This is a genomic window from Pantoea sp. Mb-10 (assembly GCF_021272205.1).
Taxonomy (GTDB): Bacteria; Pseudomonadota; Gammaproteobacteria; order Enterobacterales; family Enterobacteriaceae; genus Pantoea.
Window position 1 is genome coordinate 162,768 of sequence record NZ_JAJSDX010000007.1, and the last position, 13,315, is coordinate 176,082.

Genomic DNA, 13,315 nt, shown 5'->3' on the forward strand with positions numbered 1-13,315 from the left:
TCACCCTGCGGGCCGCGCTGACGCGCGTTGTCTCACTGCGTTCGACTCGAACCTTCGGATCGACGCTTCTCATCCTTCTCACGGAGAAACATGCAGTAATGTGCGTGGCAATACGTCTGGAGAAAATGCGATGGTGGCGGGAGAAGGATGATTCGACGCGGCGCGTCTCACCCTGCGGGCCGCGCTGACGCGCGTTGTCTCACTGCGTTCGACTCGAACCTTCGGATCGACGCTTCTCATCCTTCTCACGGAGAAACATGCAGTAATGTGCGTGGCAATACGTCTGGAGAAAATGTGATGGTGGCGGGAGAAGGATGATTCGACGCGGGGCGTCTCACCCTGCGGGGCGCGCTGACGCGCGTTGTCTCACTGCGTTCGACTCGAACCTTCGGATCGACGCTTCTCATCCTTCTCACGGAGAAGCATGTGGCAGTGTGCGTCTGAATCAGCTTGGGAAAATATGATGGTGGCGGGAGAAGGATGATTCGACGCGGCGCGTCTCACCCTGCGGGCCGCGCTGACGCGCGTTGTCTCACTGCGTTCGACTCGAACCTTCGGATCGAAGCTTCTCATCCTTCTCACGGAGAAGCATGTGGCAGTGTGCGTCTGAATAAGCTTGGGAAAATATGATGGTGGCGGGAGAAGGATTCGAACCTTCGAAGTCGATGACGGCAGATTTACAGTCTGCTCCCTTTGGCCGCTCGGGAATCCCGCCTGGGATATAAAGCTCTTGACGATTCAGGTGTGGGGCTCATTCAGATGGTGGCGGGAGAAGGATTCGAACCTTCGAAGTCGATGACGGCAGATTTACAGTCTGCTCCCTTTGGCCGCTCGGGAATCCCGCCTCTGGCCTGAATGAATATGCCTGAAAGCGGGGCGCATCATACCAAATGGGCTCTGGCTGTAAAGCACTGAAAACAGGAAAAAGGTCTGTTTGCCCACTTTTTGCCCGCGACGCTGAAGAGTTGTCCACTTCAGCGTCGCATCTGGTCAAAGAATGATCGTGCGATTACCGTAAACAAAAACCCGTTGACCCAGCACTTTATACAGCGCACGGCTCAATACATTTTTCTCGACGTCGCGGCCGGCACGCATCATCTCTTCTGCGGTATAGCTGTGATCGACGTTGATCACATCCTGCATAATAATCGGACCTTCGTCCAAATTATCATTCACGTAATGCGCAGTTGCACCGATGATTTTCACCCCACGCTCATAGGCCTGATGGTAAGGACGTGCGCCAATGAAGGCGGGCAGGAAGGAGTGGTGAATATTGATAATCTGGTTTGGGTAGCGCTGCACAAATGCCGGCGTGAGAACGCGCATATATTTCGCCAGCACCACGTAGTCCGGCTGATAGCGGTCAATCTCATCCGCCATGCGGTTGTCGTGTTCTTCTCGCGTCAAACCTTCATGACTGACCAGAACAAACGGAATGTCAAAACGTTCAACCAGTGAGCGCAGCGTGTCGTGATTACCGATAACCGCGGCGATTTCCATGTCCAGGCCACCAAAGGCGCTTTTCATCAGAAGGTCGCCCAGACAATGTGCTTCTTTGGTCACGAGGATCACGACGCGGCGGCGGCCGGCACTGTGCAGTTCACGCACTGAACCGCTGGGCAGCGCACTGTCGAGATCGGCTAACAAAGTGTTGTCATTGAAAATCCCCTCCAGCTCCGTACGCATAAAAAAGCGGCCGGTACGGTGATCGACAAACTCGTTGTTCTGCACAATATTCAGCTCGTGCTTGTAGCAAATATTCGTGATTTTGGCGATCAGACCTTTAGCATCGGGGCAAATGGTCCGTAAAACTTTTCGTTGCATGGTTTGCGCTTGCATCTCGATCAGAGTCCTGTCAAAGCGATGAATGGTAGAGCTGTTGTGGAACGGTCCCGGTTAACCACAACATTTTTTGTATTTTTTGTCGGAGCCACAAGGACAGCGATCGTTGCGCCCGAGCGCGGGCGCGGTTCCGTCGACATAGTACCAGTGATGATCCTCGCGAAGAAAGCGAGAACGCTCATACAGCGCCTCATTACGCCCCTTTTCACGAGAGCGAGCAAAAAAAGTCACAAAGGCTTCATTCTCATGGCTGCCTTCATTACAACAGGTTACAGTCAAACCAAGCCAGTCGGTGGCGGTGAAACTTTCAGACAATAGCGTCTCAAGATCGGCCACACGTTTGCTGATGTGCCACGTGGAGGTCAAATATGACGCGTTTTTTTCAACATAGGCGGTATAGCGTGAGCGCATCAATTGTTCAGCCGTAGGTGGAATTTCGCGACCAAGCAAAAACGGCTGGCAACATACGCTATACTGCTTCCCGCTGCAGCAGGGGCACTTTTCAGACACTTCATCTCCTGAGAGTGATTAACGTTATTTAAAGTGTGCGCTATGGTATCTGACTGTTTGGCGGAATGTCATGTGCCAGAGTCAACACGAGGTGCGATGAGAAAAGTGAAAATAGGTCTGGCACTGGGCTCGGGCGCAGCGAAAGGATGGGCGCACATTGGCGTTATTCGCGCGCTAGAGCGCGCGGGCATTGATATCGACGTGGTTGCCGGGTGTTCGGTTGGCGCGCTGGTCGGTGCCGCCTATGTTAACGGGCGGCTGGATGTTATGGAGAAGTGGGTGACGGCGTTTCGCTATTGGGATGTCATTCGCCTGATGGATCTGTCATGGCAGCGGGGTGGTCTGCTGCGCGGCGATCGCGTCTTTAGTCATATTCGACAACTGATTCCCGCCGAGCTTATTGAAACCTGCGATAAACCTTTTGGCGCAGTGTCCACCAATCTGAGTACCGGACGTGAGCTGTGGCACACTGAGGGCGACTTGCACCAGGCGGTACGTGCCTCGTGCAGTATGCCAGGTTTGTTGCCGCCCGTTGACTACAATGGGTACTGGCTGGTGGACGGCGCGGTGGTGAATCCGGTGCCTATCTCGCTTACCCGCGCTTTGGGTGCGGATATCGTGATTGCCGTTGATCTCCAGCACGATGCACATTTAATGCAGCAGGAGTTACTCTCCGTCACGCCCCAAAGCACCGAAGAGGCGGCAGCAGACATTAGCTGGAGCCAGAAATTGCGCCAGCGTTTGCTGGGGACGACATCGCGGCGCGCGCATCCCACGCCGGGTGCGATGGAGATTATGTCGACATCAATTCAGGTGCTGGAAAATAGACTGAAACGCAACCGCATGGCGGGGGATCCGCCGGACGTGCTGATTCAACCGTTTTGCCCACAAATATCTACGTTGGATTTTCATCGTGCAGAAGAAGCCATTGCGGCAGGCAAGGCCGCCGTTGAGAAAAAAATGGATGAACTATTACCGCTGGTCCGTGGCAGATAATCTGGTCGTTCGTACATCAGTGTTGCGACTTACGTTAATTCTCACAGGCGCAACTGCGTTTTATGAACCACTATTGAAATATTTGGCACACAGGGGGAAAGAATGGAAAATCCACTGATCGGCAAAAAGATACTCATTGTCGAAGATGAGGTCATTTTCCGTTCGTTACTGAACACGATGTTGACTGGCTTAGGCGCCACTACCTTTGAAGCGACTGACGGTGTTGAGGGATTAAGCGTATTTTCATCGCAGGCGATGGACCTGGTGGTGTGCGATCTTGAAATGCCGCGCATGGGCGGTATTGCCTTTGTGGAACGTATCCGCAGCAGTGGAAGTGACGTGCCGATACTGATTGTTTCTGCCACGCAAAACATGTCCGATATCGCCCATGTATTACGACTTGGCGTGCAGGATGTCCTGCTCAAACCGCTTAAAAATCCTGAGCGCTTTCGCGAGGCCGTGTTTGAGTGTCTTTATCCCTCAATGTTTACCTCCAAAGTTGAAGAAGACGAGCAGCTCTTTCAGGACTGGGATGCGCTGGTGCGCGATCCTTCTGCAGCGGCCAAATTGCTTAAGGAATTACAGCCGCCCGTACAGCAAACCGTGGCGCACTGCCGGGTGAATTACCGTCAGCTTACAATGGCTGAACAACCGGGTTTGGTGCTGGATATCGCTGCGCTATCGGATAAAGACTTGGCGTTTTACTGTCTTGACGTGACGCGTGCCGGGGACAATGGCGTACTCGCTGCGCTGCTGTTGCGCGCGCTATTCAATGGTTTGCTGCAGGAACAACTGTCTGGACAACATCAACGACTGCCGGAACTAAACGGGCTTTTACGCCAGGTAAACTTGCTATTACGTCAGGCAAATCTCCATGGACAGTTCCCTCTATTGGTCGGGTATTATCACCGTGAACGGCATAACTTGATTCTGGTTTCGGCCGGTCTTAATGCCACGCTGCACAGTGAGTCACAACAAATCGCGCTTCACAACGGCGTGCCCTTGGGCACGATGGGCAGCACGCATTTGAACCAGATTAACCAGCAGACTAAGGCGTGGCAGTGTCACGTTTGGGGCGCAGGTGGGCGCTTGAGGTTGATGCTGTCGGCGGAAGAATCGCCAGACAGCCTATAATTCGCAGGGGCTGAAGACAGGTCCATAAGTAAGCTTTACACTTGGGTAAAAGTCTTAATTTCCGAGGATTAACTTCATCCAGGATAATTCCGCCCAACACTAACTGATATACTCATTTCGTTTTTTAAACCGACATATCAAGTATTAACTTGAACGGCCTATTAAGAGAGGTATTTAGATGTCTGCCTATAAGTCTAAAGTAAAAAAAGCGGTAATCCCGGTTGCAGGTTTGGGGACGCGTATGCTGCCTGCGACCAAAGCTATTCCAAAAGAGATGTTACCGCTGGTTGATAAGCCGCTCATTCAGTATGTCGTAAACGAGTGTATTGCTGCGGGCATCAATGAAATTGTGCTGGTTACCCACTCCTCTAAAAATGCGATTGAAAACCATTTTGATACCAGTTTTGAGCTGGAATCGATGCTGGAAAAACGCGTAAAACGCCAGCTGCTGGATGAAATTCAGTCAATATGCCCACCGCATGTCACCATCATGCAGGTGCGTCAGGGGATTGCTAAGGGTCTGGGCCACGCTGTGATGTGTGCACATCCGCTGGTAGGCAATGAGCCTGTCGCGGTGATCCTGCCGGACGTCATCATCGACGAATACGAATCCAACCCAACCAAAGATAACCTTGCTGAGATGATGGCCCGCTTTGATGAGAGTGGCCGCAGCCAGATCATGGTTGAGCCCGTTGCCGACGTGACCGCATACGGTGTGGTTGACTGCCAGGGTGCAGAACTGAATCCTGGCGACAGCGCGCCAATGGTGGGTGTGGTTGAGAAACCAAAAGCGGCTGAAGCACCGTCAAACCTGGCCGTGGTCGGCCGCTACGTACTTTCTGCCGATATCTGGCCTCTGCTGGCGAAAACCCCTCCGGGCGCAGGCGGCGAAGTGCAGCTGACGGACTCCATCGCGATGCTGATGGAAAAAGAGACGGTCGAAGCTTATCACCTGAAGGGCGTGAGCCACGACTGTGGTAACAAACTGGGCTATATGCAGGCTTTCGTTGAGTACGGTGTGCGTCACCCAGTGCTGGGTAAAGACTTCGCAGAATGGCTTGACGGCGCAGTAGGCAACAAAAAGTAATTTTTTAACACAGGATAATTCAATGAAAGTCACTGTATTTGGTATCGGCTATGTCGGTCTGGTTCAGGCTGCGGTGTTGGCCGAAGTCGGACATGACGTTCTCTGTATTGATGTTGATGAAAAGAAAGTCGAAAACCTCAAAAAAGGACAAATTCCGATTTTCGAGCCGGGCTTAACGCCGCTGGTGATGTCGAACTATGAAGCCGGTCGCCTGAAGTTCAGCACTGATGCAGCGGAAGGCGTGAACCATGGGGTGATGCAGTTCATCGCCGTGGGTACACCGCCGGATGAAGATGGCTCTGCCGATCTGAAATATGTCACGGCGGTAGCGAAAACCATCGCGACGCACATGAAAGAACATAAAGTGGTGATCGACAAGTCTACCGTGCCGGTGGGTACTGCTGACCGTGTGCGTGCGGTCATGACTCAAACGCTGCAGGAGCGCGATGCCAACGTCAGTTTTGATGTGGTGTCAAACCCTGAATTCCTCAAGGAAGGCGCGGCCGTGAGCGATTGCATGCGTCCTGAGCGCATCGTGGTGGGTACCGACAACGATGAAGTGGTCGAACTGCTGCGCGAGCTGTATGAGCCGTTCAACCGCAACCACGACCGCATGATCTTGATGGACATCCGCAGCGCAGAGCTGACCAAGTATGCGGCCAACTGCATGCTGGCCACCAAAATCAGCTTTATGAACGAAATTTCGAATCTGGCTGAGCGTTTGGGTGCGGATATCGAAAAAGTGCGTCAGGGTATTGGTTCTGATTCCCGCATCGGCTATCACTTTATCTATCCTGGCTGCGGTTACGGCGGTTCCTGCTTCCCGAAAGACGTGCAGGCCCTGATCCGTACGGCAGAATCCATCGGCTACACGCCACGCCTGCTGAAAGCCGTGGAAGATGTTAACGATACCCAGAAGAATAAGCTGCCAAGCTTCATCAAGCGCCATTTCGGTGACGATCTACGCGGCAAAACCTTTGCGCTGTGGGGATTGGCGTTCAAGCCGAATACCGACGATATGCGTGAAGCCTCAAGCCGCGTTCTAATGGAAGCGCTTTGGGAAGCAGGCGCCAGCGTACAGGCATTTGACCCAGAAGCGATGGAAGAAGCTCAGCGCATCTATGGTCATCGTGACGATTTGAAGCTCACCGGAACCAAAGAGGCGGCGCTGCAGGGTGCTGATGGCTTGGTGATCTGCACCGAATGGCAAAATTTCCGTGCGCCGGATTTTGATGTCATTAAGGCTGCCTTAAAAGAACCCGTGATTTTTGATGGTCGTAACCTGTATGATCCAGAGCGCTTAAACAAACGCGGCTTTGTCTACTACGCCATCGGCCGCGGAGCGTCTATTCAAATCGTATAATTAAATGAGGGATGTATGAAGTTTCTGGTTACTGGCGCTGCGGGTTTTATTGGTTTTCATGTGAGTCAACGTTTGTTGGCTGCCGGTCACCAGGTGACAGGAATAGATAACCTAAACGACTATTATGCCGTGAGCCTAAAACAGGCGCGTTTAGACCAGATCGTTCAACATCCCGAATTTACGTTTGAAAAAATGGACCTGGCGGATCGCCAGGCCATTTCTGACCTATTTAGCCGCCACGCTTTTGACCGCGTTATCCATCTCGGTGCGCAAGCGGGCGTACGGTATTCGATTGAAAATCCCCATGCTTATGCGGACGCCAATTTAATCGGCCACCTTAATATTTTGGAAGGCTGCCGACACCATAAAATTGGCCATTTATTATATGCGTCATCCAGCTCCGTTTATGGTTTAAACCGCAAGATGCCTTTCTCAACCGAAGACTCGGTTGATCATCCCGTTTCATTATATGCGGCGACAAAAAAAGCCAACGAATTGATGTCGCATACCTATTCCCATCTTTACCAGCTGCCCACTACCGGTCTGCGTTTCTTTACCGTATATGGCCCGTGGGGACGTCCGGACATGGCGTTATTTAAGTTCACGCGCGCAATGCTCGCAGGCGAACAAATTGACGTCTATAACAACGGCCAGATGACCCGGGATTTCACCTATATCGATGATATCGCCGAAGCCATTGTTCGCCTGCAAGAGGTTATTCCGCAAGCCGATACACAGTGGACGGTAGAGTCGGGATCGCCAGCAACGAGTTCCGCGCCATACCGAATCTATAATATCGGTAACAGTCAGCCGACCAGCTTGATGACCTACATTGAGGCGCTTGAAAGTGCATTAGGCTTTGAAGCAAAGAAAAACATGCTGCCGATGCAGCCGGGAGACGTGCTGGGAACCAGCGCCGATACGCAACCGCTTTATGACGCGATTGATTTTCGTCCTCAGACGCACGTCGCGGAGGGGGTGCGGAAATTCGTGGAGTGGTATCGGGCGTTTTACCCACAGTGATGCCGGGATAAAAAAGGGAGCCTTGGGCTCCCTTTTTTTATGCTGTTGGTCATAACACTCAGCCCCGGTGACGGCGCGTGCTACGCATTATTAGAGAAGAAAATCGTCCAGCTGTTTGCCGTTTTCTTCAATCGCTTTTTTAATAACGGCGGGGGTGCGTCCCTGACCGGTCCAGGTGCGGTTTTCGCCATTCTCATCAACGTAAGCATATTTTGCCGGACGCGAAGCGCGTTTGGCTTTACCCGCTGATTTAGGGACAGAGAGCGACTGCAACAATTCGGTCGGATCGATGCCGTCAGCGATTAACATTTCACGGTATTGTTCGAGTTTACGGATACGTTCGGCGTTTTCTGCTTGTGCGTGTGTCTCTTCTTCACGGCGCTCAGTTACGACGACATCCAGCTTCTCAAGCATCTCTTCTAAAACTTCCAGAGAACATTCACGAGCCTGGGCGCGCAATGTGCGGATATTATTAAGAAATTTAAGTGCTTCGCTCATTGTCTAATCTCAAAATATAATAATAGGGAACTGCATTGCCGAATCATAATAGTGGCGTTAAAAAATTACTGCAATACTTCTACCAAAGCCAAACGTAAATAAAGCTTGGGTGCGAAGACAGTAAAAAAATATATCTTTTATGCGCGTATTAACGTCTGCATCATAATTTCTCTTCACGTGATTTTAAAACATGCCAGACGTTAATTAATGGCGCGTGGTTAACGGAGTGAGGAAATGCCAATTCAGCGATGGTTCAACGATGAAATTAATAAGTAACCATTGCCATTAAAGTTGAGCAAATGGTCAAAGCAATGCTTTACGCCTTCCCCTAAGGATTATGCTAGACTTCGCGCCATCAGATTTTGCCCTAATGGGATCGGTGTATGGCTCAACTCTATTTTTATTACTCAGCAATGAATGCGGGAAAATCAACCGCGCTGCTGCAATCGTCCTATAACTATCAAGAGCGCGGCATGCGTACGCTGGTCTATACCGCGGAAATTGATAATCGTTTTGGCGCGGGGCGGGTAAGCTCGCGTATTGGTCTCTCTTCACCCGCGTTTTTGTATAACGCCCGCACGCAACTGGATGCAGAGATTGCCGTCGAACACCAAAAACAGGCGGTACACTGCGTGCTGGTGGATGAATGTCAGTTTCTCACCCGTGAACAGGTTAAAGCCCTGTCTGACGTGGTCGACAATCTGGACATTCCGGTGCTGTGTTACGGTTTACGCACCGATTTTCGCGGTGAGCTGTTTGTCGGTAGCGAATATTTACTCGCTTGGGCAGATAAGCTGGTGGAGTTAAAAACCATTTGCCACTGCGGGCGCAAAGCCAGCATGGTCTTGCGTCTTGATGCGCAAGGAAAGCCTTACAGTGAAGGTGAGCAGGTTGTTATTGGTGGCAATGAGCGCTATATCTCCGTGTGCCGTAAGCATTACAAACAGGCGATTGAAGCGGGATCCTTGCGCGCTATTTACGGTTCTCAAATGCCGAACGCGGAGTGACAGTAGACAAAAAACCCGCCAAAGCGGGTTTTTTTAATAAGTAAAACTTACGCTTTACGCAGCTTTCTCTCGGCTTTAATCGGGACAGGTTCAACCGCCGTCTCTGCATTTTCGCTGTATTCACGTCCGTAAAAAGTATCCAGCATAATCCGTTTCAGCTCGGCGATAAGCGGATAGCGCGGATTAGCCCCCGTGCACTGATCGTCAAAGGCATCCTCTGCCAGCTTGTCGACTTTCACGAGGAAATCGGCTTCTTGCACGCCTGCCTCACGCAGCGAGCTGGGAATACCCAGCTGCGTTTTCATTTCACCCAGCCACGCTAACAGCTTAGTAATTTTTTGCGCGGTACGATCGCCTTGTACGGTGAGTCCAAGGTGATCCGCGATCTCACCGTAGCGACGCCGCGCCTGTGGACGGTCATACTGGCTGAATGCCGTTTGCTTAGTGGGGTTGTCAGTGGCGTTATAGCGGATGACGTTGCAAATCAGCAGGGCGTTGGCCAAGCCGTGTGGAATATGAAATTCTGAACCCAGCTTATGGGCCATCGAGTGACATACGCCCAGGAAGGCGTTGGCAAACGCAATGCCCGCAATGGTCGCCGCGTTATGGACGCGTTCGCGCGCGACCGGGTTTTTTGCCCCATCGCGGTAGCTAGCCGGCAGGTTTTCCTGCAGTAATTTCAAGGCCTGCAAGGCCTGACCATCCGAATACTCATTGGCCAACACCGACACGTAGGCTTCCAGCGCGTGCGTTACGGCATCGAGGCCGCCAAAGGCGCAAAGCGACCGTGGCATTTCCATGACCAGATTGGCATCCACAATCGCCATATCCGGTGTGAGGGCATAATCGGCGAGCGGATATTTTTGTCCTGTGGCATCGTCGGTGACCACCGCGAAAGGCGTCACCTCCGATCCTGTGCCTGAGGTGGTTGTAATCGCCACCAGTCGCGCTTTAACGCCCATTTTAGGGAATTTGTAGATACGTTTACGGATATCCATAAAGCGCAGCGCCAGCTCTTCAAAATGGGTTTCCGGATGTTCATACATCACCCACATGATCTTCGCGGCATCCATGGGGGAGCCGCCGCCCAGCGCAATGATGACATCCGGTTTGAAGCTCTGCATCTGCTCGGCGCCCTTGCGCACGACGCTGAGCGTGGGATCCGCTTCGACGTCGTAAAACACCTCGGTTTCGATGCCGTGTGCTTTCAACACCAGCGTCACCCGATCGGCGTAGCCGTTATTGAACAGGAAGCGATCGGTGACCACAAACGCGCGTTTGGCGCCCTCCGCCGCCACTTCTTCCAGCGCGATAGGCAGCGCGCCACGGCGGAAATAAATAGCGCGGGGAAGTTTGTGCCATAGCATGTTTTCTGCTCGCATCGCGACGGTTTTTTTATTGATGAGGTGCTTGGGTCCGACGTTTTCTGAAATGGAGTTGCCTCCCCACGAACCGCAGCCCAGCGTCAGTGAGGGGGCAAGCTTAAAGTTATAGAGATCGCCAATGCCGCCCTGAGAGGCTGGGGTGTTAATGAGGATACGTGCAGTTTTCATTTTGTCGCCGAAGTCGTTGATGCGTGTTTGCTGATTATCTTGGTCGGTATACAAGCAGGAGGTATGGCCAATTCCCCCCATGGCCACCAGTTTCTCCGCTTTATCGAGGGCATCGTGAAAATCTTTTGCGCGGTACATCGCGAGGGTAGGTGACAGCTTCTCATGGGCAAACGGTTCCGACGCATCGACCCGTTCGACCTCACCGATCAGAATTTTGGTGGCTCCAGGCACCTGCAGGCCCGCCATGTTCGCAATGTCTACGGCGGACTGCCCCACAATTGCCGCGTTCAGCGCCCCGTTCTTCAATATGAGATCCTGCACGGCTTTGCGTTCCGCGCCCTGCAAAATATACCCCCCGTGGCTGGCAAAGCGGGCGCGTACGGCATCGTATACGGCATCCACCACCACAACCGACTGTTCAGAGGCGCAGATTACGCCATTGTCGAAGGTTTTTGACATTAAAATAGACGCCACCGCGCGTTTAATGTCTGCTGTTTCATCAATCACCACCGGGGTGTTACCGGCACCTACGCCAATGGCCGGTTTACCGGAGCTATAAGCTGCTTTCACCATACCGGGCCCACCGGTGGCGAGAATCAGGTTGATATCCGGATGATGCATTAACTGATTAGAGAGCTCCACCGACGGTGCATCGATCCAGCCGATGATGTCTTTAGGTGCGCCCGCAGCGATGGCGGCTTGCAGCACGATATCAGCGGCTTTATTGGTGGCGTCTTTGGCGCGAGGATGCGGCGAGAAGATAATCCCATTGCGTGTTTTCAGACTAATGAGCGCTTTGAAAATCGCCGTGGAAGTGGGGTTGGTGGTGGGAACAATGCCGCAAATTAAGCCAATCGGCTCGGCGATAGTGATGGTACCAAATGTCTCATCGCGGCTTAACACACCGCAGGTTTTTTCGTCTCTGTACGCGTTGTAGATATATTCGGACGCAAAATGGTTTTTAATCACCTTGTCTTCCACCACGCCCATACCTGATTCGGCAACGGCCATTTTTGCAAGCGGGATTCGCGCATCGGCGGCGGCAAGCGCGGCGGCGCGAAAAATGGCATCGACTTGTTCCTGGCTAAATTGGGCGTAAGCGCGCTGCGCTTTTTTTACCCGCTCGACCAAGGCGTTAAGTTCCGCAATATTAGTGACGGCCATACTCTTCTCCTGAGAAATTTAAACACTTTTTCTAAGCCGCCTGCTGTTCGTTTCCCGCAGGCGAGGCGAGCGCTGCGTGCCGAGCCGATGCTTAATAAAAGGGTTTGCTAGACTATTGCTGCTGCTCAGGGTGTCAGGTGGATGTATTAAGCGTAAACCTGAGCAGGGCGGTGAGAGTTGATACAGATCAACGCCGCGCGGGACTGAGCAGGTTCAGCGAGGTTTTTTTGTTATTTACGTCACCCGTACCCTGCACCATGAAAAGTGGGATGCGAAGACATGAAAAAGGGGTTGAGATAAAGGATTGGTCTAAAACACTGCATTTTAAACCTTAAAGCAGTGAAACTTTCTGTCATGGCGTCTGTCTTTAGCGCGCCATTTACACTACATTATGCGCGATTTTCCTATCCTCTCTGGAGCCTGCTGTGAACCCTGTGCTACTCGATCTTTCCGGCTACATAAAATTTTTTGTCGGCCTGTTTGCGCTGGTAAACCCCGTGGGGATTATCCCGGTCTTTATTAGCATGACGAGCTATCAGCCCCCGGCGGAGCGCAATAAAACCAACCTGACGGCGAACCTTGCCGTAGCGATTATCCTCTGGACCTCGCTGTTTTTAGGCGATGCCATCCTGCATTTGTTTGGCATTTCCATTGATTCATTTCGTATTGCAGGGGGCATTCTGGTAGTGACTATCGCGATGTCGATGATCAGCGGAAAGTTAGGTGAGGATAAACAAAACAAGCAGGAGAAGTCGGAAACGGCAATCCGCGAAAGCATTGGTGTGGTGCCGCTTGCGCTGCCACTGATGGCGGGGCCCGGTGCCATAAGCTCAACGATTGTCTGGAGCACCCGCTATCACAGCTGGCCCAATCTGCTCGGTTTCTCACTGGCGATAGCGCTGTTTGCCTTTTGCTGTTGGCTGCTATTCCGCGCGGCACCGCTGATGGTAAGAATATTGGGACAAACCGGTATCAACGTAGTCACGCGTATTATGGGGCTGCTGCTGATGGCGCTGGGCATTGAATTTGTGGTGACCGGTATCAAGGCCATTTTCCCGGGTTTATTAAATTAACCCGTCTTATTTCACGGCGCTAAATGTTGATTGAACCAAAATGGTGCATTGCCGTGGTGCAAGCG

Annotated in this window: 11 protein-coding genes, 2 tRNA genes and 3 other RNA genes; 7 read left to right on the forward strand and 9 right to left on the reverse strand. The window is 52.2% G+C overall.

Annotated elements, in window-relative coordinates; genetic code table 11:
* Positions 1-131 precede the first annotated feature (131 nt).
* The 7 genes from LU196_RS15685 to LU196_RS15715 all read right to left on the reverse strand — a co-directional run bounded on the left by LU196_RS15685 (position 132) and on the right by LU196_RS15715 (position 2,352).
* A non-coding RNA gene (locus tag LU196_RS15685) (RtT sRNA) lies at positions 132-261 on the reverse strand.
* Between the two features lie 37 nt (positions 262-298).
* A non-coding RNA gene (locus LU196_RS15690) (RtT sRNA) lies at positions 299-428 on the reverse strand.
* A gap of 36 nt (positions 429-464) precedes the next feature.
* Positions 465-594, reverse strand: a non-coding RNA gene (locus LU196_RS15695) — RtT sRNA.
* A gap of 36 nt (positions 595-630) precedes the next feature.
* A tRNA-Tyr gene (locus LU196_RS15700) sits at positions 631-715 on the reverse strand.
* Between the two features lie 45 nt (positions 716-760).
* A tRNA-Tyr gene (locus LU196_RS15705) sits at positions 761-845 on the reverse strand.
* A 145-nt stretch (positions 846-990) separates the two neighbouring features.
* Complete coding sequence (purU, locus tag LU196_RS15710; protein ID WP_232759907.1) at positions 991-1,839, reverse strand: formyltetrahydrofolate deformylase; 849 nt, start codon at positions 1,837-1,839, stop codon at positions 991-993.
* A gap of 57 nt (positions 1,840-1,896) precedes the next feature.
* The gene (locus tag LU196_RS15715) at positions 1,897-2,352 is read right to left on the reverse strand and encodes a YchJ family protein (RefSeq protein WP_232759908.1); all 456 of its coding nucleotides are present in this window, start codon (positions 2,350-2,352) and stop codon (positions 1,897-1,899) included.
* 96 nt (positions 2,353-2,448) lie between these two features.
* Between LU196_RS15715 and rssA the strand changes: the two genes are divergently transcribed.
* The 5 genes from rssA to LU196_RS15740 all read left to right on the forward strand — a co-directional run bounded on the left by rssA (position 2,449) and on the right by LU196_RS15740 (position 7,955).
* Complete coding sequence (gene rssA, locus LU196_RS15720) at positions 2,449-3,348, forward strand: patatin-like phospholipase RssA (RefSeq protein WP_232759909.1); 900 nt, start codon at positions 2,449-2,451, stop codon at positions 3,346-3,348.
* A gap of 102 nt (positions 3,349-3,450) precedes the next feature.
* Positions 3,451-4,482, forward strand: coding sequence for a two-component system response regulator RssB (rssB, locus tag LU196_RS15725; RefSeq protein WP_232759910.1), 1,032 nt, complete (start codon positions 3,451-3,453; stop codon positions 4,480-4,482).
* Positions 4,483-4,660: 178 nt separating this feature from the next.
* Positions 4,661-5,569: a UTP--glucose-1-phosphate uridylyltransferase GalU gene (gene galU, locus LU196_RS15730; RefSeq protein ID WP_232759911.1), complete on the forward strand. Its 909-nt coding sequence runs from the start codon at positions 4,661-4,663 to the stop codon at positions 5,567-5,569.
* A gap of 22 nt (positions 5,570-5,591) precedes the next feature.
* Positions 5,592-6,932 carry a UDP-glucose/GDP-mannose dehydrogenase family protein gene (locus LU196_RS15735; RefSeq protein WP_232759912.1) on the forward strand — a complete coding sequence of 447 codons (1,341 nt, stop codon included), beginning with the start codon at positions 5,592-5,594 and terminating at the stop codon, positions 6,930-6,932.
* A 15-nt stretch (positions 6,933-6,947) separates the two neighbouring features.
* Positions 6,948-7,955 (forward strand): NAD-dependent epimerase, encoded by a 1,008-nt coding sequence (locus tag LU196_RS15740; protein WP_232759913.1) that lies wholly within the window; start codon positions 6,948-6,950, stop codon positions 7,953-7,955.
* A gap of 90 nt (positions 7,956-8,045) precedes the next feature.
* On the opposite strand, the gene hns is transcribed toward LU196_RS15740, so the two are convergent.
* Positions 8,046-8,453: a histone-like nucleoid-structuring protein H-NS gene (gene hns, locus LU196_RS15745; RefSeq protein WP_232759914.1), complete on the reverse strand. Its 408-nt coding sequence runs from the start codon at positions 8,451-8,453 to the stop codon at positions 8,046-8,048.
* 383 nt (positions 8,454-8,836) lie between these two features.
* Between hns and tdk the strand changes: the two genes are divergently transcribed.
* Positions 8,837-9,460: a thymidine kinase gene (tdk, locus tag LU196_RS15750; RefSeq protein WP_232759915.1), complete on the forward strand. Its 624-nt coding sequence runs from the start codon at positions 8,837-8,839 to the stop codon at positions 9,458-9,460.
* A gap of 47 nt (positions 9,461-9,507) precedes the next feature.
* On the opposite strand, the gene adhE is transcribed toward tdk, so the two are convergent.
* Positions 9,508-12,177 carry a bifunctional acetaldehyde-CoA/alcohol dehydrogenase gene (adhE, locus tag LU196_RS15755; RefSeq protein WP_232759916.1) on the reverse strand — a complete coding sequence of 890 codons (2,670 nt, stop codon included), beginning with the start codon at positions 12,175-12,177 and terminating at the stop codon, positions 9,508-9,510.
* Positions 12,178-12,602: 425 nt separating this feature from the next.
* On the opposite strand from adhE, the gene LU196_RS15760 reads away from it, so the two are divergent.
* Positions 12,603-13,250: a YchE family NAAT transporter gene (locus tag LU196_RS15760; protein ID WP_232759917.1), complete on the forward strand. Its 648-nt coding sequence runs from the start codon at positions 12,603-12,605 to the stop codon at positions 13,248-13,250.
* Positions 13,251-13,315: the final 65 nt, after the last annotated feature.

Bases quoted from the DNA above. Each gene is read 5' to 3' on its own strand.
- tdk (WP_232759915.1), top strand. From the start codon at position 8,837: ATGGCTCAACTCTATTTTTATTACTCAGCAATGAATGCGGGAAAATCA.
- rssA (WP_232759909.1), top strand. From the start codon at position 2,449: ATGAGAAAAGTGAAAATAGGTCTGGCACTGGGCTCGGGCGCAGCGAAA.
- rssB (WP_232759910.1), top strand. From the start codon at position 3,451: ATGGAAAATCCACTGATCGGCAAAAAGATACTCATTGTCGAAGATGAG.
- adhE (WP_232759916.1), bottom strand. From the start codon at position 12,177: ATGGCCGTCACTAATATTGCGGAACTTAACGCCTTGGTCGAGCGGGTA.
- LU196_RS15740 (WP_232759913.1), top strand. From the start codon at position 6,948: ATGAAGTTTCTGGTTACTGGCGCTGCGGGTTTTATTGGTTTTCATGTG.
- purU (WP_232759907.1), bottom strand. From the start codon at position 1,839: ATGCAAGCGCAAACCATGCAACGAAAAGTTTTACGGACCATTTGCCCC.
- hns (WP_232759914.1), bottom strand. From the start codon at position 8,453: ATGAGCGAAGCACTTAAATTTCTTAATAATATCCGCACATTGCGCGCC.
- LU196_RS15735 (WP_232759912.1), top strand. From the start codon at position 5,592: ATGAAAGTCACTGTATTTGGTATCGGCTATGTCGGTCTGGTTCAGGCT.
- galU (WP_232759911.1), top strand. From the start codon at position 4,661: ATGTCTGCCTATAAGTCTAAAGTAAAAAAAGCGGTAATCCCGGTTGCA.